This is a genomic window from Bradyrhizobium sp. Mp27 (assembly GCF_029953005.1).
Classification (GTDB): Bacteria; Pseudomonadota; Alphaproteobacteria; order Rhizobiales; family Xanthobacteraceae; genus Bradyrhizobium; species Bradyrhizobium barranii.
In genome coordinates this window covers 1-22,288 of the sequence record NZ_JASAUS010000042.1, presented here as the reverse complement: position 1 = coordinate 22,288, position 22,288 = coordinate 1, and the positions used below count along the sequence as shown (strand labels likewise).

Annotated in this window: 17 protein-coding genes and 3 pseudogenes; 9 read left to right on the top strand and 11 right to left on the bottom strand. The window is 64.2% G+C overall.

The window, feature by feature from the left end:
* Window positions 1-116: 116 nt before the first annotated feature.
* The 4 genes from fixL (at window position 117) to QJT78_RS21780 (ending at window position 3,623) form a co-directional block, all read left to right on the top strand.
* Window positions 117-1,634 (top strand): sensor protein FixL, encoded by a 1,518-nt coding sequence (gene fixL, locus QJT78_RS21795; RefSeq protein ID WP_028152078.1) that lies wholly within the window; start codon window positions 117-119, stop codon window positions 1,632-1,634.
* 3 nt (window positions 1,635-1,637) lie between these two features.
* Window positions 1,638-2,255 carry a response regulator FixJ gene (gene fixJ, locus QJT78_RS21790; RefSeq protein WP_038943233.1) on the top strand — a complete coding sequence of 206 codons (618 nt, stop codon included), beginning with the start codon at window positions 1,638-1,640 and terminating at the stop codon, window positions 2,253-2,255.
* A gap of 58 nt (window positions 2,256-2,313) precedes the next feature.
* Complete coding sequence (locus QJT78_RS21785) at window positions 2,314-2,736, top strand: response regulator (protein ID WP_028150100.1); 423 nt, start codon at window positions 2,314-2,316, stop codon at window positions 2,734-2,736.
* Window positions 2,737-2,924: 188 nt separating this feature from the next.
* Window positions 2,925-3,623 carry a helix-turn-helix domain-containing protein gene (locus QJT78_RS21780; protein ID WP_028150101.1) on the top strand — a complete coding sequence of 233 codons (699 nt, stop codon included), beginning with the start codon at window positions 2,925-2,927 and terminating at the stop codon, window positions 3,621-3,623.
* A 34-nt stretch (window positions 3,624-3,657) separates the two neighbouring features.
* Here QJT78_RS21780 and QJT78_RS21775 read toward each other — a convergent pair whose 3' ends face one another.
* From QJT78_RS21775 to QJT78_RS21760, 4 genes are read right to left on the bottom strand one after another with little or no spacing between them, the layout of a single operon-like run.
* On the bottom strand, window positions 3,658-4,971 hold the full coding sequence (locus QJT78_RS21775) for an MFS transporter (RefSeq protein ID WP_028150102.1): 1,314 nt from the start codon (window positions 4,969-4,971) through the stop codon (window positions 3,658-3,660).
* A 23-nt stretch (window positions 4,972-4,994) separates the two neighbouring features.
* Entirely contained in the window at window positions 4,995-5,528 is a 534-nt protein-coding gene (locus QJT78_RS21770) for a PRC-barrel domain-containing protein (RefSeq protein WP_028150103.1), read from the bottom strand.
* Between the two features lie 22 nt (window positions 5,529-5,550).
* Window positions 5,551-7,755: an amylo-alpha-1,6-glucosidase gene (locus QJT78_RS21765; RefSeq protein WP_028150104.1), complete on the bottom strand. Its 2,205-nt coding sequence runs from the start codon at window positions 7,753-7,755 to the stop codon at window positions 5,551-5,553.
* A gap of 59 nt (window positions 7,756-7,814) precedes the next feature.
* Window positions 7,815-9,578 carry an ABC transporter ATP-binding protein gene (locus QJT78_RS21760; RefSeq protein ID WP_028150105.1) on the bottom strand — a complete coding sequence of 588 codons (1,764 nt, stop codon included), beginning with the start codon at window positions 9,576-9,578 and terminating at the stop codon, window positions 7,815-7,817.
* Window positions 9,579-9,850: 272 nt separating this feature from the next.
* On the opposite strand from QJT78_RS21760, the gene QJT78_RS21755 reads away from it, so the two are divergent.
* Complete coding sequence (locus tag QJT78_RS21755) at window positions 9,851-10,921, top strand: glycosyltransferase family 4 protein (protein ID WP_028150106.1); 1,071 nt, start codon at window positions 9,851-9,853, stop codon at window positions 10,919-10,921.
* Between the two features lie 177 nt (window positions 10,922-11,098).
* On the opposite strand, the pseudogene QJT78_RS21750 reads toward QJT78_RS21755, so the two are convergent.
* The 6 genes and pseudogenes from QJT78_RS21750 to QJT78_RS21730 form a co-directional block, all read right to left on the bottom strand.
* Window positions 11,099-13,028: pseudogene (locus QJT78_RS21750) on the bottom strand (alkyl sulfatase dimerization domain-containing protein).
* 190 nt (window positions 13,029-13,218) lie between these two features.
* Entirely contained in the window at window positions 13,219-14,367 is a 1,149-nt protein-coding gene (locus QJT78_RS21745; protein ID WP_028150108.1) for a GGDEF domain-containing protein, read from the bottom strand.
* A gap of 241 nt (window positions 14,368-14,608) precedes the next feature.
* Window positions 14,609-15,892, bottom strand: coding sequence for a TRAP transporter large permease subunit (locus tag QJT78_RS53170; protein ID WP_038943232.1), 1,284 nt, complete (start codon window positions 15,890-15,892; stop codon window positions 14,609-14,611).
* Window positions 15,893-16,126: 234 nt separating this feature from the next.
* A pseudogene (locus tag QJT78_RS53165) lies at window positions 16,127-16,477 on the bottom strand (TRAP transporter small permease); the annotation flags it as partial.
* 258 nt (window positions 16,478-16,735) lie between these two features.
* The gene (locus QJT78_RS21735; RefSeq protein WP_038943231.1) at window positions 16,736-17,737 is read right to left on the bottom strand and encodes a DctP family TRAP transporter solute-binding subunit; all 1,002 of its coding nucleotides are present in this window, start codon (window positions 17,735-17,737) and stop codon (window positions 16,736-16,738) included.
* Window positions 17,738-17,937: 200 nt separating this feature from the next.
* Window positions 17,938-18,708, bottom strand: coding sequence for a methyltransferase domain-containing protein (locus tag QJT78_RS21730; protein WP_028150111.1), 771 nt, complete (start codon window positions 18,706-18,708; stop codon window positions 17,938-17,940).
* A gap of 145 nt (window positions 18,709-18,853) precedes the next feature.
* Between QJT78_RS21730 and QJT78_RS21725 the strand changes: the two genes are divergently transcribed.
* The 3 genes and pseudogenes from QJT78_RS21725 to QJT78_RS21715 all read left to right on the top strand — a co-directional run.
* Window positions 18,854-19,597 carry an SDR family oxidoreductase gene (locus QJT78_RS21725; RefSeq protein ID WP_028150112.1) on the top strand — a complete coding sequence of 248 codons (744 nt, stop codon included), beginning with the start codon at window positions 18,854-18,856 and terminating at the stop codon, window positions 19,595-19,597.
* A gap of 97 nt (window positions 19,598-19,694) precedes the next feature.
* Window positions 19,695-20,078 carry a DUF202 domain-containing protein gene (locus QJT78_RS21720; protein ID WP_028150113.1) on the top strand — a complete coding sequence of 128 codons (384 nt, stop codon included), beginning with the start codon at window positions 19,695-19,697 and terminating at the stop codon, window positions 20,076-20,078.
* 62 nt (window positions 20,079-20,140) lie between these two features.
* Window positions 20,141-20,254: pseudogene (locus QJT78_RS21715) on the top strand (NAD(+)--rifampin ADP-ribosyltransferase); the annotation flags it as partial.
* A gap of 82 nt (window positions 20,255-20,336) precedes the next feature.
* On the opposite strand, the gene QJT78_RS21710 reads toward QJT78_RS21715, so the two are convergent.
* Window positions 20,337-20,690: a UBP-type zinc finger domain-containing protein gene (locus tag QJT78_RS21710; protein WP_071915981.1), complete on the bottom strand. Its 354-nt coding sequence runs from the start codon at window positions 20,688-20,690 to the stop codon at window positions 20,337-20,339.
* 339 nt (window positions 20,691-21,029) lie between these two features.
* Between QJT78_RS21710 and QJT78_RS21705 the strand changes: the two genes are divergently transcribed.
* On the top strand, window positions 21,030-22,124 hold the full coding sequence (locus QJT78_RS21705) for an amidohydrolase family protein (protein WP_038943230.1): 1,095 nt from the start codon (window positions 21,030-21,032) through the stop codon (window positions 22,122-22,124).
* Window positions 22,125-22,288: the final 164 nt, after the last annotated feature.

Genomic DNA, 22,288 nt, shown 5'->3' with positions numbered 1-22,288 from the left:
TGAGTGAAATCCGCCAATGGAATCAGACATCCGAACTTGCCTCGGGCCGGTCCATGGGCGAAATTGCGGTCATGTTCGCGGCACCACGCCCGCCGCGCGAAGATGGGAGTCATCGATTGTCGCCGACCCGCGTAACGCATCCGCCAGACGATAGTCGCGGCGAGCATTTCCGGGTCCGGATCGAGGGATTCGGCGTCGGCACCTGGGATCTCGACCTCACGACGCGCGAGCTGGAGTGGTCGGAAACCGCGAGGATGCTGCTCGGTATCGAGCTGGGCCAGCCGGCAAGCTACGACCTCTTCCTGTCGCGCCTCGAGCCCGGCGACCGCGCGCGCGTCGAGAACGCGATCAAGCAGGTCTCCGAGCATGGCGGCGGCTTCGACGTCTCCTTCAGGATTTCCGCCAATTCCGGCCGCGGCAAATGGATCAGGGCCCGCGCCGGCTTGATCCGAGACGATTCCGGCGTCGCGCGCCATCTCAGTGGCATCTTCCTCGATATCGACGAGGAGAAGCAGGTCGAGGAAGCCCTGCGCACGCGTGAGACCCACCTCCGCTCGATCCTTCACACCATTCCCGACGCCATGATCGTCATCGACGGTCGCGGCGTCATGCAACTGTTCAGCACCGCCGCCGAGCGCCTGTTCGGCTGGTCCGAGCAGGAGGCGATCGGCCAGAACGTCAACATCCTGATGCCGGAGCCCGACCGCACCCGCCACGACAGCTACATCGCGCGCTATCGCAGTACGAACGATCCGCACATCATCGGCATCGGCCGCATCGTGACCGGCAAGCGCCGCGACGGCACGACCTTCCCGATGCACCTGTCGATCGGCGAGATGCAGTCCGGCGGCGAGCCCTATTTCACCGGCTTCGTCCGCGACCTCACCGAGCACCAGCAGACCCAGGCGCGGCTCCAGGAATTGCAGTCCGAGCTCGTCCACGTTTCGCGGCTGACCGCGATGGGCGAGATGGCCTCGGCGCTTGCCCACGAGATCAACCAGCCGCTGGCGGCGATCAGCAATTACATGAAGGGATCGCGGCGGCTGCTCGCCGGCAGCACCGATCCCAACACGCCGAAGATCGAAAGTGCGATGGATCGCGCCGCGGAGCAGGCCTTGCGCGCCGGCCAGATCATCCGCCGCCTGCGCGACTTCGTCTCCCGCGGCGAGTCCGAGAAGCGGGTCGAGAGCCTGTCCAAGCTGATCGAGGAAGCCGGCGCGCTCGGGCTTGCCGGCGCGCGCGAGCAGAACGTGCAGCTCCGCTTCAGCCTCGATCCCGACGCCGATCTCGTGCTCGCCGACCGCGTGCAGATCCAGCAGGTGCTGGTCAACCTGTTCCGCAACGCGCTGGAAGCGATGGCGCAGTCGCCGCAGCGCGAGCTCGTCGTCGCCAACACCCGCGTCGGCGACGACATGATCGAGGTCGAGGTGTCCGACACCGGCTCCGGATTCCAGGGCGACGTCATTCCTAACCTGTTCCAGACCTTCTTCACCACCAAGGAAACCGGCATGGGCGTGGGACTGTCCATCAGCCGCTCGATCATCGAGGCTCACGGCGGACGCATGTGGGCCGAGAGCAACCCATCAGGCGGCGCGACATTCCGCTTCACTCTCCCGGCAGCCGATGAGAATTGATCCATGACGACCAAGGGACATGTTTACGTCATCGATGACGACGAGGCGATGCGGGACTCGCTGAACTTCCTGCTGGATTCCTCCGGCTTCGGCGTCACCCTGTTTGACGATGCGCAAGCCTTCCTCGATGTCCTGCCCGGCCTCGCCTTCGGCTGCGTCGTCTCCGACGTGCGCATGCCTGGAATCGACGGGATCGAGCTGTTGAAGCGGATGAAGGCGCAGCAAAGCCCGTTCCCGATCCTGATCATGACCGGCCATGGCGACGTGCCGCTCGCGGTCGAGGCGATGAAGTTGGGGGCGGTCGACTTTCTCGAGAAGCCATTCGAGGACGATCGCCTCACCACCATGATCGAGACGGCGATCCGCCAGGCCGAGCCGGCGGCGAAGAACGAGGCGATCTCGCAGGACATCGCCGCCCGCGTCGCCTCCCTCAGCCCGCGCGAGCGCCAGGTCGTGGAAGGGCTGATCGCGGGCCTCTCCAACAAGCTGATCGCCCGTGAATACGACATCAGCCCCCGCACCATCGAGGTCTACCGGGCCAACGTCATGACCAAGATGCAGGCGAACAGCCTCTCGGAGCTGGTCCGGCTGGCGATGCGCGCCGGGATGTTGAAGGATTGAGGCAAATCGGATTGAGGCAAGTCAAAATCATTTTCCCGGGCCGTGCTAGCCAGATGGGATGATCGAGATCGGCTCGCACCGTCAGCGGCTTCCAGTGACGTCATCCGCAAAGCCCACCGTCTACGTGGTCGACGATGATGCCGCCGTGCTGGGATCCCTGCAATTCCTGTTGGAAACGGACGGCTTTGCCGTGCGGACCTTCAGGAACGCGACGGCGCTGCTGAATGCCAGCGGCGCGCAGGAGGCGGACTGCTACGTGATCGACTACAAGATGCCCGACATCAACGGCATCGAGCTGGCCGGCCGGTTGCGCCAGTCCGACGAGCGCACGCCCGTGATCCTGATCACCGGCTATCCCGATGGGAATATCTCGGCCCGGGCGGCCGCCGCAGGCGTCAAGGACGTGATTTTGAAGCCGCTTCTCGACGAAACCCTGGTCAAGTCCATCCGCCACGCCATCCAGGGCGGCCGCGGCAACTAGGGAAGTTTCGTAGCCCGGATGGAGCGCAGCGCAATCCGGGATGACAAACCTCGCTTCGCTCCATCCGGGCTACGCGTTCCCGTGACCTAAGGGATTCTACGTAAGGGCCCCCCCTTAAGATATCTCGCGAAATTTTCGAAGCGCCCGAACCCGCGTACCAAAGCGTCATCAAAACGGAGATGGCGCAGATGCTGACCGAGACGCTCAACACCCAGGCGATCAACACGCAAATTCGTGGCAAGATTGCCCCTGCCCATCCCGTCTCCGACCAGTTCGGCGCGATCGCCGGCCATGTCGGCCTCGTCGCCACCGAGTTCTCCTACCGCAAGGACGAGGAGATCTACGGCGAGGACGAGCCGGCCGAATATGTCTACCAGGTCGTCACCGGCGCGGTGCGCAGCTACAAGCTGCTCTCCGACGGCCGCCGCCAGATCGGCTCCTTCCATCTTCCCGGTGACGTGTTCGGCCTTGAATCCGGTCCCAGCCACCGCCTCGCCGCTGAAGCCATCATCGACACGACCGTGCGCCTGGTGAAGCGCGCGAGCCTGGAGAAGGCCGCCGGCACCGACGTGCAGGTCGCCCGTAAGCTCTGGGCCATGACCGCCGGCGAACTATGTCACGCCGAGGACCACATGCTGCTGCTCGGACGCAAGACCGCGATGGAACGCGTCGCAACCTTCCTGCTCGAGATGGACCGCCGCCTTGCGGTAGCCGGCATGATGGCACTGCCGATGTGCCGCCGCGACATCGGCGACTATCTCGGCCTGACGCTGGAAACCGTGTCGCGCGCGCTGTCGCAGCTTCACGCCCAGGGCATTTTGGGATTTTCCGGCGCCCGCCAGATCGTGCTGCGCAACCGTCAGCGCCTGCACAATCTCGACGCCTGATCGCTTTTTCCCCCCCACCCACTTGGCCGGCTATTCAGCCGGCCATTTTCTTTGGCGCGATCATGCCGGTGCGCCGGGTTTCCGGCATCACAAAGAGGATCAGCAAAAGCCCGGTCGCGGCGACGCCGGACAGCCCGATGAAGGCGGTGGCATTGCCGAACTTGTCGCTGACATAGCCGCCAAGCGCCGTGCTCAAGGACGCCCCGATGCCGGTCGCGGTCCCGACAATGCCTTGCGCCAGATTGAAATGGCCGCTGCCGAAGGCGACGTCGGCCACGATCAGCGGGATCATCACCGCAAACACCGCCGCCGTGATGCCGTCGAACACCTGCACCGCGACCAGCAGATAGGGATCGCGCACGGTCGCAAACAGAAGGCCCCGGATCGTCAGCGCGCCGAACCCGATCAGCAGCAGCGGGCGCCGGCCCCAGAGCTGCGCCTTGCGCCCGACCGTCGGCGACAGCAGCGCGACGATCGCCTGCGGCACGACGATGCAGAAGGCGACGAGCACGGTTGCCCACTGGCTCGACCGCGCCGTCACCGCGCTCGCCATCAGCGGCATCATCGCGGCGTTCGCCAATTGCAGCAGCAGCACGCTCAGCGCGAAGACGATCAGCGGGCGTTGCCGGATCAGGTGCCAGATATTGGTGTCGCCCGGAACCGGCGCCTCGCGCGGCATCTCGCCGTGACAGCGCGCGATGTCCACTTCCTCCTCGCGGATGCGCGACAGCGCGATCAGGGTCGGAATCGCCAGCAGGAAGGTGACCAGGAACACCGAGCGGCTCGACAGCAGATAGCCGGCCGTCCCCATCACGGCGGCGGCGACGCCGTTGCCGAGGGACGCAAAGCGCGCATTGCGGCCGAGCCGTTCGCCGATCGCAAGCGGACCGACGAGGCCGAGGCTGATCGCCGCGATCGCCGGCCCCAGCACGCAGCTCGCTGCCGCATGCAGCGTGGCCGCGGCCACCACCACGGGGAAGATCGGCATCGCCGCATAGGCGAGCGCGCAAATGCCGATGGTCGCGATCGCAAGGGCTGCGACCAGCCTCTCGGACTTCGCGGCATCGATGATCGCGCCACCCGGCATCTGCCCGATCAGCGCGACGATGCCGCCGATCGACAGCACGAGGCCGATCTCGACCTGGGTCCATTTCTGCGTCGTGAGGTAGACCGCGATGAAGGGGCCGAACCCGGTCTGCACGTCGGCGAGGAAGAAGATGAACCAGTCGAGGCCGCGCAGGCTCTGGCGCGACGGCGCCGGAAGGCCCGCAGGCGGCGGCGCGGCAACGTTGTACCGTTCAACGCGGCTATCGCGATCTGCGTGGTTCGGCTTCCTCGACAACAGCACCGGCGGCCATCCCTCCCCGCGCCTCACTGAATCGCTTGCAGCGGCTGCAGGCTGCCGGACGCGCCGAGCACCACCATCGGCGTGTCTTCCTTGTATTCCGGCGCGGCTGCGACCTGCGCCTTGGTCAATTCCAGCGTGATGCTGTCCTTCTTGTTGGCAATCTTGCCGAACCGCATCGCGTTCCAGTCCACCACGATCTTGCGGCTGCCGACGCCGAGGAAGCCGCCGAAATCGATCACGGCGGCGCGCACATGGCCGGTGCGGTCGACGATGATGTCGACAATGCGTCCCATGTCCTCGTCGGCGGCGCTGCGCACGTCACGGCCGAGCACGCCATGGGCGTCGCTCGCACCGATGATGGTCACGGACGGCGGCGGCGCGGCGTCCTTCGGCGTGACCGGCACGGTGGAGGTCGGCGGCTGCACCGCGGCCGGCGCGTTCGCTTCGCCGGGGGGCGTCGTTGGGCCCGCGGGCGGTTCCTCCGCGGCACGCGATACGGCGACCGTCAATCCCGCGACGATCGCCGCGCTCAGAACCAACCATCCTGCGGTACGCATGAACCCTCCTCCCGGCGCGCCGCTAGCGCGCCAGCACGATCGAGACCTGGATCTGGCCGCGCGTGCGCAAGACCTCCAGCGCGACGTCGTCGCCGTGACGACTGACGCGCAGATCCACGCTGGAATTGCCCAGGCGCAGATCGCGCAGGATCACCTCGTTCAGGAACGCCGGCAGATGCGGATTGCGCAGGCGAATCTCGCCGCGCGCGACGTCGAACTCGATGCCGAGCGCTGCCTCCAGCAGCGTGAATGGCGTCGCGCTGGCCCAGGCCTGCGGCGCGCAGGCAACCGGATAGAGCGTCGGGCCGCGCCGCTTCTCGCGCCGGAAGCCGCAGAACAATTCGGGCAGCCGCCGCAGGTCCATGTAGGTCGCCGCGTCGAACAAGCCTTTGAAGACATGCGCCACCGAATGCTTGAGCCCGTAGCGCGCGAGCCCGAGCGCGATCAGCGCATTGTCGTGCGGCCAGATCGAGCCGTCATGATAGGACATCGGATTGTAGCGCACCTCGCCTTGCGCGACCGTGCGAATGCCCCAGCCCGAGAAGAAGTGCGGCGCCATCAGATCGGCGGCGACAAGACGTGCGCGGTCCTCACGGATCATGCCGCTGAACAGCACCTGCCCGGCGTTGGATGTCCGCACCTTGCAGGGCCGTTTCCTGCCGTCGAGCGCGAGCGCATAGGTACCGAGCTCCTCACACCAGAACGCCTTCTCGAACCGCTCGGCCAGCGCCTTGGCCTCGGTCTCGAGCTTTCTGGCGAGGTCCGGCTTGCCGAGCCGCAACGCGCAACGTGCGGCGAGCTGCTTGGCGGCAAAGACGTAACCCTGCACCTCGGCAAGGGCGAGATTGCCTTCCGCAAGCTGGCCATCGGCATGGAAGATCGCGTCATACGAGTCCTTCCAGCCCTGGTTGGCGAGGCCCTTTTCGGTGGCGCGCTGGTATTCGACGAAGCCGTCCCTGTCGGGATCGCCGGGGCCATCGATCCAGGCCAGCCCCGCCTCGATCGCCGGCCACAGCTCGGTCAGGGTCTTTTCATCGCCGGTGCGTTCGAAATAACTTCCGGCGAGCAGCACGAACAGAGCGGTCGAATCCACGCTGCCGTAATATTGCGCGAACGGCACCTCGCGGAGCGCAGCCATCTCGCCGCCACGCATCTCGTGCAGAATTTTTCCGGGCGCCGCATCGTTCAGCGGATCGACCGCCTCTGCCTGAAAATGCGCGAGCCGCCGCAGCACGCCCTTCGCGACCCGCGGATCGATCCACAGCATCTGGAGCGCGGTGATCAGGCCGTCGCGGCCGAACGTCGTCGAGTACCAGGGAATGCCGGCATAGGGATAACGCCCCTGCGGCGTCTCCGTCATCAGCATGTTGAGGTCGGCCATGGCCTGGCACAGCACCTCGTTGAAGATGTTGTTCGACGTCTCGATGCTGGCCATACCCGTCGTCGACTGGCGCATCTCGCGGCGATGCGCAAGCAGGCCCCTGAAAAAGCGCGCGGGCTTCTCCGCGATCGGCCGGTTGCAGGACACCGCCACGAACAGCGATTTCGACTGGTGCGGGTCCAGGTCGAGCTGCCAGGTCGCGGCATTCACCGACAGCCGCGTCGGACGCGGATCGAAATGCAGGCCGGTGGTACGCACGGCATCGTCAAGGCCGCGATAGTGGAACAGCACGTCGGTCGGCCCGAGCAACTTGCTGGTGCCGGTCCCGCGGTGCGGGCGCCGCTCGCCGCGCACCTCGAACAGATCGGCGAAGTCGCTGTCGAACAGCAGCGTCAGCTCCGGGCTGGCGCGACGGTCGCCATGGTTCTGCACGCCGATGCGCTGATAGGCCGTGCCGCGCCACAGGAAGATCGTGCGCACGATGTGCAGCAGGTCTTTCTGCAGCACGATGCGGCCCTGCCGATAGATATCGGGATTGGTGAGATCGACGGTCAGGGCCGAATTGTCATCGCGAAGATTCGAGCCGAGCAGCAGCGGCTGGAGATCGTCGAGCACGAGCTCCAGCCGCGCCAGATAGCGCGTGTCGCAATTGAACAGGCCGTCCGGCCCGCCGGCGGAAGCTCCGATGTCGCCATGGCTATCCAGCACGATGAAGGTGTCGTCGTGCTTCAGCGACCGACGGGGCCGCGCGGCGGGCCCCGTCATCGGAATGTAGAACGCCTGCTCCGCGACGGCCTCCTCCGTCTGCGTTACCGAGATGATCTGGGTTACGGCTTCGGCTGCCATGAGCTGCTCCCCTGCGGCCTGTTTTTCGAACGCGACCAACGCAAACGCAACTGTTGGACTTACGCGGCGAACTTCGCCAGCCGGCTCATCTCCTGCGTCACCAGCTCACGGTAGGGGCCGTGGCCCTGCATCAGTCGGTCGGGCGCGCCGTCCTCGATGATCTTGCCATTCTTCAGCACCAGGACGCGATCGAAATTGCGCAGCGTCGCCAGCCGGTGCGCGATCGCGATCACGGTGCGGCCGCGCATCAGACGCGACAGCGCCTCGCGGATCGCCTCCTCGGATTCGCTGTCGAGCGCGGCGGTCGCTTCGTCCAGCAGCAGGATCGGCGCGTCCTTCAGGAAGGCACGCGCGATCGCGATGCGCTGGCGCTGGCCGCCGGACATTTTCACGCCCCGGTCGCCGACCATGGTGTCGAGGCCTTCCGGCAGGCTGTCGATGAAATCGCAGCGCGCCGCAATCGCCGCGCGCAGCACCTCGTCGTCGGTCGCGTTCGGACGGCCGTAGCGGATGTTCTCGCGGATGGAGCGGTGGAACAGCGAGATATCCTGCGGCACGACCGAAATGGCCTCACGCAGGCTCAGCTGGGTCACCTTGGAAATATCCTGGCCATCGACGGTCACGCTGCCTTCATCGACATCGTAGAACCGCTGCAGCAACGTGAACAGGGTCGATTTCCCTCCGCCCGACTGGCCGACCAGGCCGACGCGCTGGCCGGGCTGAAGCCGCAGGCTGAACCGTTCAAAGATTTTTTCGCCGCCGGGATAGCCGAAGGTGACGTTGTTGTACGCGATCGCGGCACCGCTCTTCATCAGCGGCTCAGCCTCGGGATGATCGCGCAATTCATGCGGCACAAGCAAGGTCGCGATCGCCTCGGTCAGGCGCGCGACGTGCTGGGTGACATCGACCAGCGCCACCGCGAGGTCGCGCGTCGCATTGAGGATGGAGAGGCCGAGCGTACAGACCAGCACGACATCGCCGGTGGTCGCCTCGCCCTGCTGCCAGAGCGTGATCGCCCACGCCATCAGCGCTACCGTCAGGACGACTGTCACGCCGGCATGCGTGAGCCGCAGCTTTTCCAGATAACGCAGGCTACGGCCACGCGCGGTCAGTTCCCGGTTCACCGTTGCGTCGAACCGCTCGTGCTCATGGCCGATGCCGCAGAAGGCGCGGACCAGCGGCATATTGCTGATGACGTCGATCATCTCGCCGTCGACGACGGCGGCCTTGTCGGCAAAGTCGTCATGCAGCGGCTTGCCGGCTGCGGCCAGATGGAACATCGCTATCACCATACCGCCCGCGACCACGATCAGGCCGAGTGCCATATAGGGACTGACGGTTCCAATCAACCCGATCGCCGCAATTGTGGCGATGCACGGCGGCAACACATTCCAGACGAACATGTTCTCGACCGTGAACACCGCGTTCGAGGTCGCGGTGATACGGCTCGTCAGCATGCCCGGCATGCGATCCGAGAAATAGCTCGGCGCGTGTCCGGTCAGATGACGAAATATGTCACGGCGTAAATCGCCCGTGACACGAACGAAGGTGAAGCTCGCGGTCCAGCTCGCGATCCGCCACAGGAAATTATCCGCCGCGATCAGCGACATGAGTAAAATGAATGCCAGCCATACGCTACCACCGTGCGATGTTCCCGCGGACAGGCTGTCGACCAGGGATTTGACGCCGTATTGCGTGCCCACGGAACAGGCAACGGCTGCAACGACAGCGGTCAGGATCACGAGATGCGATGCCGGCCGTCGTCGCAGATAGCGCAGGACAAAGGCAAATGGCCTGCGCGCGTAACCAGAAAGATGATCCATGTGACTGCGACCCCGTCGTATTGATTTCGATTTTTCTATTAGCCGATTGAACATCGACCGCTTCGCCTCGGTTCCCGGGCCGGGCCATCACGACATGCGGATGCGGACGATGTGAGAAGAGGAGATGGCAGCATCGCGGCCGACTGAAGTGTGTCGAAGAAGTAACGTTCGTTGAAGGAACTTCGCAATTGCGAGAACGTTCCCTCGTCTGGCATGCCGGTGCCGAGACACGGCGGGGGTTTAACTTCCATGATCACAGAGGAGATAGCGAGATGCGCATCGCGCAGGTAGCTCCGTTGACTGAGGCTGTTCCACCCAAGCTGTATGGCGGCACCGAGCGGGTGGTGCACTGGTTGACGGAGGAGTTGGTTGCCCTTGGACACGATGTCACCCTGTTCGCCAGCGGCGACTCGCAGACGTCGGCGAAGCTGGACGCACTTTGGCCGCGGGCGCTTCGTCTCGACGGTTCCGTGCGCGATCCCAACGCGCTGCATATGGTCCTCCTGGAGCGCGTGCGGCAGAAATGTGACGAAGAGGAGTTCGACTTCCTCCACTTCCATCTCGACTACTATCCATGGTCCCTGTTCCACCGGCAGCCGACCCCGTTCGCGACCACGCTGCACGGCCGGCTCGACCTGCCGGAGCATCAGCCCGTGTTCAACACCTTCTCGAAAATGCCGGTGATCTCGATCTCGAACGCGCAGCGCAGGCCGGTGCCGCAGGCGAACTGGGTGACGACGATCCACCACGGCCTGCCGGAGACCTTGCTGACGCCGAAGCCGGCGAAGCAGGAATATCTCGCCGTGCTCGGCCGCATCGCGCCCGAGAAGGGCGTCGACCGCGCCATCAAGATCGCGATGCATTGCGGCATCCCGCTGAAGATCGCGGCCAAGGTCGATCGCGCCGACCAGGACTATTACGACGAGCTGATCAGGCCGATGATCCAGAACAATCCGCTGGTCGACTTCATCGGCGAGATCGGTGACCACGAGAAATCGGACTTCCTGAGCGGCGCGCTCGGCCTCCTGCTGCCGATCGACTGGCCGGAGCCGTTCGGTCTCGTGATGATCGAAGCGATGGCCTGCGGCACGCCGGTCGTCGCCTTCAACCGCGGCTCGGTGCCCGAGATCATCGACGAGGGCCTCACCGGCTTCGTGGTCGAGGACATCATCAGCGCCGCCGGCGTCGTCAAACGCCTGCCGCAACTCGATCGCGCGGCCATCCGCAAGCAGTTCGAGAAGCGCTTTACCGCGCGGCGGATGGCGCTGGATTATCTCGCGGCCTATCGCAGCCTGACGGAAGCGCAGGCGCCGCGGATCAAGCTGGTGAGCAGCGCGGAGTAAGGGCCGCTTTCACCTCACGACACACTGTCATGCCCCGGCTTGACCGGGGCATCCAGTACTCCGCGGCTTCTCGGCTCAAGCACTGCGGTCTCTGGAATACTGGATCGCCCGGTCAAGCCGGGCGATGACAGCGAGGGTGCGGAGGGCGATGCCAGCGAGAACGTGGCGAACGGTGCCCTACACCACCACCGCCCGCTTCGGCTCCACAATCTCGAACATGCGCGGGAATTCGTCCGTCAGGGCCATCAGCTCGGCAAGCCGCATCGGGTTGCCCGCGAGCTTGATCTTGCCGGCGGCGACCGCTTCCGGAAAGCTCGTCAGTTTCGCGATGACCTCATCGAGCGTTGCGCGCGCGAGCGTGAAGCTCGCATCCGCATTTTCCGCCTGTACGCCCTCCGTATAAGTCAGCGCGCAATTCTCCAAATTGAGCACGAAGATCTCGCCCGTATCCGAAAAGCTCCAGTTCAGCACGATGTGCTTGCCCTCGGCCTTGGGGCCGTTGAGCCGAATGCCGAGCACGTCCCAGAGCTGCTCGGTGCGTAGCGCCGCCAGCGTCTCGCGCGGCATCGGCGGACGCGGCGGGGTCTTGGGCATGCCATGACGCAGCTCCTGGGCGCCGAACAGATAGGCGTTGCGCCAGGTCGAGCTCTCGGCGGCATAACCGAGCTGCTCGAGCGTATCCGCGAGCAACAGACGCGCCGCTTCATTCTCCGGCTCCGCGAAGACGAGATGGCCGAGCGCCTGCGCGACAAAGCGAAACTCGCCTTTGTCGAAGTCCTTGCGTGCGCGCGCGAGGATGGCCTCGGGCGCCGCCCATGTACTCGACATACTTCTTGCCGGATTCCACCGGCGGCAGCGGATCGAGATTGACCGGGTTGGCATCGTACCAGCCGAGATATTTCTGGTAGATCGCCTTCACATTGTGCCGGATGTGGCCGTAATAGCCGCGGCCGTGCCAGGCACCCTCCAGGCTCTTCGGCAACTGGATCGTCTCGGCGATCTCGGCGGCGGTGAGGCCGTGGTTCATCAGGCGGATGGTCTGGTCATGCGCGAACTTGTAGAGATCGCGCTGCTGCCGGATCATCGTGCCGATCCGCTCGCGCCCCCACACCGGCCAGTGATGCTGGCCGCACATCGCCTCCGCCTTGCCGTCCCAGAGCCGCAAGGCCTCGTTGAGGTACTTCGACCACGCCAGCGCATCGCGCACGTCGGCGCCGCGGAACGGCAGCAGATTGTGGAAATTGTGCGTGCAGTTCTCGGCGAGGTTCAACAGCTTGTAGCGCGGGATGAAGAAGTGCATCTCCGCCGGCGCTTCGCTGTTCGGCGCCATCTGGAATTCGAATTCGACGCCGTCGATCACGCGCCGGTCGCCGGTCGCCATGATCAGATCGGTCGGCCGCAGCAGTGCGACGGCGCCTGCCGCCATCGACTTGCCGAGCCCGTTGTCGACCTGCCCCCGCACGCCTTTGGCAAGGAACGGCCCGAACTGATACTGCGCCCGGCGCAGCATCGCCGGTCCCGCGATGATGTTCTCGGAGACGGCATGCTCCATGAACAGGTTCGGCGCGATGATAGGCACGCGCCCGGTTGCCAGCGTATCCTCCTCCAGCATACCGCGCGCGCCGCCCCAATGGTCGGTATGGGTGTGGGTGAAAATGACGGCGGCCACTGGCTTCTGGCCACGATGCCTGTAATAGAGATCGAGCGCGGCACGTGCGCCCTCGATCGACGTCAGCGTGTCCACGACGATGACACCGCTGTCGCCCTCGATCAGCGTCATGTTGGCGATGTCGAGCCCGCGCACCTGGTAGACGCCGGGCACCACTTCGAACAGCCCGTGCTGCATGTTGAGCCGCGCCTGTCGCCACAAGCTCGGATTGACGGTCGGCGGCGCCTGCTCAGACGACAGGAAGCCGTAGGGCTTCAGGCTCCAGACCGTCCGCCCCTGCGGGTTGGTGATCTCCGCGTTCTCGATCGTGCCGAGGAAGCCGCGCGCGGCATCGTCGAAATCCCGCGTGTCGGAAAACGGCAGCGCATTCAGCATCGCCGTTTGCTGCGCGATGACGGACGGCGTTGCGTCCTTCGGCTCGTTGCTGGCTTCCGTCATGTTGATGTCCTCCCGGCCTGTTGCGAGCATCTAACCGCATCTCGCGGGTGATTGCCATCGCTGGTGGAGGAGGACTGCGTAGCCCGGATGGAGCGAAGCGCAATCCGGGAATCGTGCCACAATCGAGTCGGCCCCCGGATTACGCTTCGCTCCATTCGGGCTACGACTCCGCTCGCAAGCGGTGTACCGTCTACGCGGCGAGCCCTTCGGCGACAGGTACGATCTGATCCACCACCCGCAGCTCCCTTGCCAGCACATAGCCGCCGCGTTCCTGCTTGGCCCGATAGAGCGCCTTGTCGGACCGCGATAGCAGCGCTTCCGCGGTGCGCCCGTCGTCCGGCGCGACGGCAACGCCGACGCTGACACCCACCTCAATGACCTGTCCGTCGACATCATACAGCGCGCTGATCGACTGCACGATGCGCTGCGCCATCGCTCCCGCATCAGCCGCCGCGCGCTGCACCAGGACGAACTCGTCGCCGCCCATCCGGACCACGAGGTCATCCTGCGCGGCGATCGCCTTGAGCCGCCCGGCGACCTGCTTCAGCAGTGCGTCACCGACGGGATGGCCGAACCGGTCGTTCGCCTCCTTGAAGCGGTCGAGATCGAGCGTATGGACGGCAATCATCCCGGCCGCCAGCATCTGCGGCAGGTCCGTGGCCAGCACCGAACGATTGGACACGCCGGTCATCGGGTCCAAGCGCGACAGCTGCTCGAACTGCCGCTTCAGCGTGATCTGGTTGATCGAGGCGTTGAAGCTCAGCCGCACCATCTCGAAACTGGCGGCTACATACATCAGGATGAGGAGCCCGAGCCCGACATGGCGGAGATCTGGCTGCATGAAAGTAACAATCGCGGCGGGGGCGGCAATTGCGACGAGATCGAGCAGCGCCGCGACGGGACGCAGCGCCAGCCGCGCCACGACACCGGCGCCAAAGCCGAAGCCGATGCCGATCGCCATCACGGAACAGAGCGCATCACCCAGCACGATGCTGCGCGCGGCAAACACGCCGAGCACCGAAGCCGTTGCAACGGTGCCGGCAACATAGCGCCGCTCCCAGCGCGCGGCCTCGGCCCGACCGAGCTGCGGCGGACATGCGAGGCGGCGACGGAAAGCGAAGATTTCGAACAGGCGGACAATGGCCACCACCACACCGGCAACCGTCAGGCCGGCCGTCACCATGTCGCCCGTTTCGTAAGTGGTGATCGCGCCGACCATCGCCTGGCAGGCGGCGGCAAGAATGGTGGGCATCGTCGTGCCGTGAAGGCCCGTGATGACTTCCATATAGACGGCGTCCGAAATCGACGCCCGTCCGGATTCCATTCTGTTGAAGAACATGCCAGCCCCACACCCGCTGGCATGGTTCTACCGCAGATCCGTAAAAATGGGTTCCCAGCGCAGCGATGGCATTTGAGCGTGCGGGTTTACCGCGCGTTAGCCATGTCCGGCCGCCCGTCGGCGGTACATGGCCGATCCGTAGCCCGGATGGAGCGAAGCGCAATCCCGGGAAGTCCATCCGTGCGGAAGATCCCGGATTACGCCCGCGCTCCATCCGGGCTACGCACCGTCTGCGCTGCGACTAGTGCATCCCCAGCACCCTCGGCAGCCACAGCGTCAAATCAGGCCAGTAGGTCACGATGACGAGGAAGCCGAGCATGGTGATCAGCCACGGCATCACCGCGACCGCCAGATCGGTGATCCGCATTCGCGCTATCATCGAGGCGACGTAGAGGTTCAAGCCGACAGGCGGATGGCAGAGGCCGACCTCCATGTTGACGTCCATGACGATGCCGAAATGCACGAGGTCGATGCTGAGCTTCTTGGCCGCCGGCGCCAGGATCGGCGCCATGATCAGGATGATCGAGTTCGGCTCCATGAAGTTGCCGGCGAGCAGCAGGAGGATGTTGACGACCAGCAGGAAGCCGACCCAGCCGAGATTCTGCGCCGCGATCCAGTCGGCCAAGGTCGCCGGCAGGTTCTCGTTGGAGAGCACGAAGGAGAACAGCACCGCGTTGGTGACGATGTAGAGCAGCATCGCGCTGGTGTTGGCTGCGCGCAGCAGCACCCGCGGCACGTCCACGATCTTGATCGCCTTGTAGACGAACACCGCGATGACAAAGGAGTAGACCGCAGCCATCGCGGCCGCCTCGGTGGCGGTGAACAGGCCGCTATAGATGCCGCCGATGATGATCACGACCAGCATCAGGCCCCAAATGCTCTCGCGGAAGGTGCGAACGGTCTCGCCCCAGCTCGCCTTCGGCAGCCGCGGATAATCGCGCTTGCGGGCGAGCCACCAGGTGACGATGCAGAGCATGGTCGTCAGCAGGATGCCCGGCAGCAGGCCCGCGACGAACAGCGCGCCAATCGAGGTATTGGTGGAGACCGCGTAGACGATCTTCGGAATCGAGGGCAGCATCAGGATGCCGAGTGAGCCGGCAACGGTGATGATGCCGGCTCCGAAGCGCATCGGATAGCCGTGCCGTACCATCTCCGGCAGCACGATGGCGCCGATCGCCGCCACCGTCGCGACGCTCGAGCCGCACACCAGCGCGAACATCGCGCAGGCGACGATGCCGGCCAGGCCGAGGCCGCCGTGCCAGTGGCCGATCAGCGAGGTCGCGAAATTGATCATGCGGCGCGCGACGCCGCCATGGGTGAGGAAATTGCCGGCGAGGATGAAGAACGGGATCGCCATGATCTCGAACCCCTCGATGCCGGTGAAGAGCTTCATCGAGACCGCTTCGATCGGCACCGTGGTCAGCGTGAACAGGAACGTCATCACGGTGAGGCCGAGCGCGATCGAGACCGGGATGCCGGTCAGCATCAGCGCGATCAGCAGCGCGAACACGGTCGCGGCACGCATCCAGTGCGGCAGCACCACCACGCCGAACTTCTCGGCGAGACACATCGCGAAGATCAGGATCGGCGCCATGATCAGGATGACGCCGAGCGGCGACACTTTTCGCGCGGCAGCCCTGGTCGCCGCGCCGGCGGGCTGCGGGTGCAGCGCCGGCGAGACGTCGGCCTCCACGCCTTCGACATGCGCCTCGTCGTGATGCGGCAGATGGCCGGTCCAGTAGTAGGACCAGCAGACCTGCAGGAAGCGGAAGCACATCAGGCCCGAGCCGAGCGGGATCGCCAGATAGACGAACCACATCGGCGCTTCCAGGTCGTTGGACTGCTGGCCGGTCTTGAACATCTCGGCGACGAAAGAGGCGCCGAAGGCGGCGATCATGCCCGTGAACAGCGCGCCGCACAGCAGCGAGAACAGGATCACGTGCTTGCGCGAATGTTCGGGCAGGCGGTTGACGAGCAGGTCGACGCCGACATGGATGCCGGTGCGCACGCCATAGGCCGCGCCGAACTTGGCCATCCAGATGAACATGTAGATGCAGAGTTCCTGCGCCCAGGACAGGTCGAGCTCGGACAGGAAGGTGAACACCGCCATCGAAAGCGTCGCGAGCCAGCTCATCCCGTGCGCGGCCGCCCATCTGGAGAGGACGATCGATTCGCCTGCGCCGTAACGGTGCACCACGGCGATGAAGATCAAGCCGGTTGCAGCCGCGATGAGCGTCGCGATCAGCCATTCTTCGAGATGGTTGAGCGCCTGATTGAGCACGCGAAGCAAATCAAAGTCCCCCTATCGATGCGAAACGGCCGGGAGTGCGCACACCCCCGACCGTTCGTATTGTCCTTGCGGAACGCGTCAGTTCATCTTGACGTCGAGTTCCTTGGCGACGAGATCGAGCACCTCCTGCCCGACCCGGCCCTTTGCCCATTTGTAAGTCGGCTGCATCGCTTCCTGCCACGCCTTGCGATCGGCGTCAGTCAGATAATGCAGCTTGGTCTTGCCCGTCTTCTTGATCTCGGCCCGCGCGTCCTCGTTCTCCTGGTGCGCGATCTGGTTGGTGTACTCGGTTGCATCCACCATTGCCTTCTCGAGCTGGGCGCGGGTGTCAGGCGGCAGGCCGGACCAGAATTTCGAGTTGACGATGACGGCATATTGCAGATGCGCGTGGTAGGACACGGTGATGTCCTTCTGCACCTCGTAGAACTTCTGCGTCAGATAGTTGGACGCGGTGTTCTCGCAGCCGTCGACCACGCCGGTCTGGAGCGCCTGGTAGACTTCGGAGAACGCCATGATCTGCGGGATCGAGCCCATCAGGCGGAAATACTGGTCGGCGATCTTCGATCCGGAGATGCGGAATTTCAGGCCCTTGAAATCCTCCGGCTTCATCAGCGCCCGATTCGACGACACCATGTGGAAGCCGTTGTCCCAATAGGCGAGCCCGGTGATGCCCTTGGACTCCAGCTTCTGGAACAGCCATTTGCCGACGGTGCCCTTCATCGCGCCGGAATAGGTCGCATCGTCCTTGAACAGCCAGGGCAGGTCGAGCGCCTCGAACTCCTTGATGCCGAGCGGCGCGAATTTCGCGGTCGAGGGCGCCAGCATCTGCACCGAACCAAGCTGAAGCGCCTCGATCTCCTCCTTGTCCTTGTAGAGCGAGGAGTTCGGATAGACTTCGATCTTGACCTTGCCGTCGGTGTACTTCTCGGCGAGTTCCTTGAACTTCAGCGCGCCCTTGCCCTTCGGGGTGTCGTTGGCGACGACGTGGCTGAACTTGATGACGATCGGGCTCTGGGCCTGTGCCACCGCTGGGGTCATAAGAATAGCTGCGGCGGCGACCGCAAGAAGCAGCTTGCGCATGAAGTAACCTCCCAACAACCTCTAAAACCGGGTTCTTTTTGTTTTGCAGCCCAGTAGTGGCAGCAATCCACCACCCGAACAACTAGACCTAAGCCCAATTTGCCGCAGGCAAGCTAGCTTGATGATTGTTGTCCGCGCAACCCGGGACCCGCGCCCAGTCCCGGATTGCGAACGGTTTATGTCGCATTGCGGCAGTGCGATCAGCCCTTGCGCTGGGCGACCATGAACAGACGCCGGAATGGAAACAGGGTCTGCCCCGCCGCATTCTTCGGATAAGCCTTCGCCACCCGCTCGCCATAGGCGGCCTCGAACGCGGCCTTCTCGTCGCCCTGCAGGATGTCGAGATAACGCGTCAGCCAGGTCCCCTTGGTCCATTCCTTCACGGGATTGTCGCCTTCGAGCACCTGCAGATATTCGGTCTCCCAGATGTCAACGTTCTGGGAAAGCGGCGCGAGCAAATCATGATAGAAGGCCGGCCCTTCGACCGGCGGCGGGGTGACGAGATGCTCGACCTTTGACCGCCACGGACCGTTCAGCGCCGTCTCGCCGATCAGCACATGCGATGGCGCGAGGAAGTTGCGCGGCATCTGCACCGCAAGCATGCCGCCGGGCGTCACCTTCTCCATGACCGACGGAAACAGCGCCGCATGATTGGGCAGCCAGTGCAGTGCGGCATTGGAATAGATCAAATCGTATTGCCTGGCGGGGCGCCAATGGCCGAGATCCTCGTGCGACCATTCCACGTCCGGCGCCGCCTTGCGGCCCGCGGCCACCATCTCGGCCGAGCCCTCGACACCGGTCACGGTCGCGTCCGGCCAGCGCTCCTTGATCAGTTTTGTCACGTTGCCGGCCCCTGCCCCGAGATCGGCGATCGCGCGCGGGGCGAAATCCGGAATCCGCATCAACAGGTCGACGGCGGGCCGAAGCCGATGGCCGGAGAATTTCAGGTATTGCTGCGGATCCCAGACCATTGCTCAACGCCTTTTCTTTTTCGTGTTTCCTTCGTCGAGGCTCTTGGTTACCACTGCTCGTCCCGCTCAGGCAATTCGCGAAGCCCGCGGGACGGGCAGGAAACGAACGACAAGAAGCAAAAAGCAAACAAGAGAGCGTGTGACCATGGACCTCGGGCTCAAATCGAAAACCGCAGTCGTGACAGGGGCGAGCATCGGCATCGGCCGCGCCATCGCCAAGGGCCTGGCTGCCGAAGGCGTCCGCGTCGTCGGCGTGGCACGGCGCACCGACCTGCTCGCCGAGTTGGTGAAGGAAGTCGGCTCCGGCCTGATCACGCCGTTCGAGCAGGACGTGATGGCCAAGGATGCGGCGGAGAACATCGCGGCCTTTGCGCAAAAGGAGCTCGGCCATGTCGACATCCTCATCAACAATGCCGGCGGCAGCCGCCCGCTGCCGGTCGATGCGCCCGACAGCAAATGGGACGAGGCGATCGCGCTGAACTTCACCAGCTACCGCCGCATCGCGCATGCGCTGCTGCCGCAGATGATCGAACGCAAATGGGGTCGCATCGTCAACATCACCGGCAAGTCCGAGCCGGAGGGACTCAACGCGGCCTTCGCCGCAAAGGCCGCCGTGCACGCCTGGGCCAAGGGCCTGTCGCGCGAGATCGGCGAGCACGGCATCACCATCAACTGCATCCCGCCCGGCCGCATCATGAGCGAGCAGATCCGCCGCAACTATCCGCCGGATTATCGCGAGCGCTTTGCCGAGGAGGAAATCCCGGTCGGCTATTGGGGCGAGCCGGAGGACCTCGCGGCGCTCGCGGTGTTTTTGGCGTCACCGGTGGCAAGGTACATCACGGGGACGGTGATCCCGGTGGATGGGGGGCTGCGGAGGTATCAGTTCTGAGGCCTTGCCATAGCTTCGCATACAGTGCGCCGCGTCGCCCCGCTCCTGCGGGAATAGCGCGCGACGAACCCCATCGACAACATCCAGAGAGGTCTCGATGATCGAGAGATACTCAGACCACGCGGCAAACGAGCGGACTTTTCTCGCCTGGGTCAGGACGGGCATCGCGATCATCGCGTTTGGCTTTGTCGTCGAGAAATTCAACCTCTTCGTCCGAACAATCGCCGAAGCCAACAGGACGGAGATCGGGTCTCGACTGCAATTCGATCGCTTCACGGGAGCGTTCAGTCACTATGACGGCCTCGCGCTGATCGCGATCGGGATCGCAATCATCGTGATTTCGCTCTTTCGCTTCATCAGGACTGGCCGAATGATTGACGATGCACAATCTCATTCCGCCGGCGGCATCAAGACAGAACTGGTGCTCGCCGTTGTGCTGGGCCTGATCGTTACAGCGATGACCGTCTATTTTGCGCTCTGACTTTGGGCGTAGCACACGGCGCGCTCGCTTCGGCTTGAAGCCTCCGATTCCAGGATCGTTTCATGTCATCCGCTGCAACCATGTTCGCGCAACCATTCTTCCATGGCACGCGGGCTGATTTGAAGCCCGGTGACCTCATCGTCGTCGGCCATCGGTCGAACTTCACCGATGTCAAACCGCCTCGCGTGAGTGGTTTCATGGGCCGGCCGGTCCGGGCCGACAAGGCACGGGCCAACAGCTAGACTAAATAGCTACCGCCTATTCATGGAGCAGCGTTTGCCAGTCTGAAGGCACCGCGCCGTCCGGCCCGGGCACCGGCTGGTCCAACGGATGCGCGTGAGGGCCTTGAAGCTTCGGGCCGGCGAAAGCCTCTCCTGTGCGGTAGTCGTAAAACCATCGTTCGCCCGGCTCGAAGCTCGTGATGATGGGATGACCTGTCGCCGCGTTATGCTTCGTTGCATGCTGATTTGGTGACGTATCACAGCAGCCGATGTGACCGCATTCGACACATCTACGAAGATGAAACCACCATCCGCCCGCGGCCGAGCATTCCACGCAACCCGTTCCGGTCGGCTTGGCCGCAAGGTTGATGCCATCCCTCTCAGACTTCATAGGTCAACTCACTGGAAGCGCGCGCGGTCACCGCAGATGGATTCACGCCGCGATCTCCGCCACTATCACATTTTGCCAGTGTTTTGCCCGCCGGGTCAACATCGCGACAGCAGGGAGCCTCTCGCGGGACAATTGGGGGCGCATTCACACAAAGTTGCGGCTGAGATGCGCAGGCGTGACACGAGGCGTCGTTCGGCGACGAAAAATCGGCACATTCCAATCCCCAACAATGACCGCCTGCGCTGCAGCCACACCGCGGACAGCGGATGGACGAAATGTTCTGCCTATAGAAGCACCACAGGCTTTGCCTTTGCCAGTTCGTCACGGGAGACGCGCAACATGAACAAGTGGGATCAAAAATCTGGAGGGCATCACCCCTGCCCTACCTGTTACGGCCCGCCCTCGTCGCGCCGCGGCTTCCTCGCGGGAGTTGGTGCACTTGGCCTCGCCTCGGCCATCCCGGCCGTTGCGGTGCACGGCCAGACCAAACCAGTGTTGATCGACACGCACCTTCACTTCTATCCGCCCGAATATCAAAAGCTTTGGCTCGGCTACGAAGACGCACGCAAGCAGCCGCACTTTCCCGGTCAGGTTGCCTGGACCCGTGAGAAGCTCGTCGAGGACATGGATCGCAATGGCGTTCGCACTGGCATCCTGTCAGTCGCCTCCACTCCTGGCGTGTGGTTCGACCTCGGGCCAGCGGAAGCCGGCCGGCTCGCACGCGCCTGCAACGAGTATGCAGCGGAGATGATGCGCGACCATCCGGGCCGCTTCGGCCTGTTCGCAACCTTGTCGATGCAGGACGTCGATGCCACGCTCAGGGAGATCGAATATGCGTTCGACACGCTGAAGGCGGACGGGATCGGGCTGCAAAGCAGCTACGGCGACAAATGGCTCGGCAATGCCGCCTACAGGCCGGTGTTCGAGGAGTTGAACCGTCGCAAGGCGGTCGTTTATGTGCACCCGCTGGTCGCGAGTTGCTGTAGCGCGCTCAGCGTCGGCACGTTTCCAGCGGTGATCGAAGTCCCGCACGACACCACACGCACCGTGACGAGCCTTCTGCTCAGCGGCGCATTCGCCCGCCATCGCGACATCAAATGGCTGTTCTCGCACGCCGGCGGCACGATTCCGATGATGGCCGGGCGCATCAATTCGTTCTATGGGGCGCGGCCCGACCTGAAGGAGTTTGCGCCGGAAGGAATCGAAGGCGAGCTACGCCGGCTGCACTACGACACCGCGAATGCGACTTTCGCGCCCTCCATGGCCGCGCTACTCAAGCTCGTACCCGCCTCCCAGATCACCTACGGCAGCGACTATCCTTACTTCAGCCTTGGCCAGTTCGCGCAGTTGCAGAAGCTTGGCCTCTCGACAGACGATCTCGATGCGATCGGCCATCAGAACGCGGCAGGTCTCATTCCCCGGCTGCAGAGTTAGAGCGTCTAGCCGCGTCACCCGACGGCGCGGCGATGCGTGCCCCAGATGCTTGATCTAGTACCCACTTTTCTTGGAACGTGAGTCGTGATTCAAGGTCGGGATGATACCCGAAGCAAGAGAAGTCCACCTTTCGAGGAAAGATCGCAAGGTGCTTGAGGCGTGCT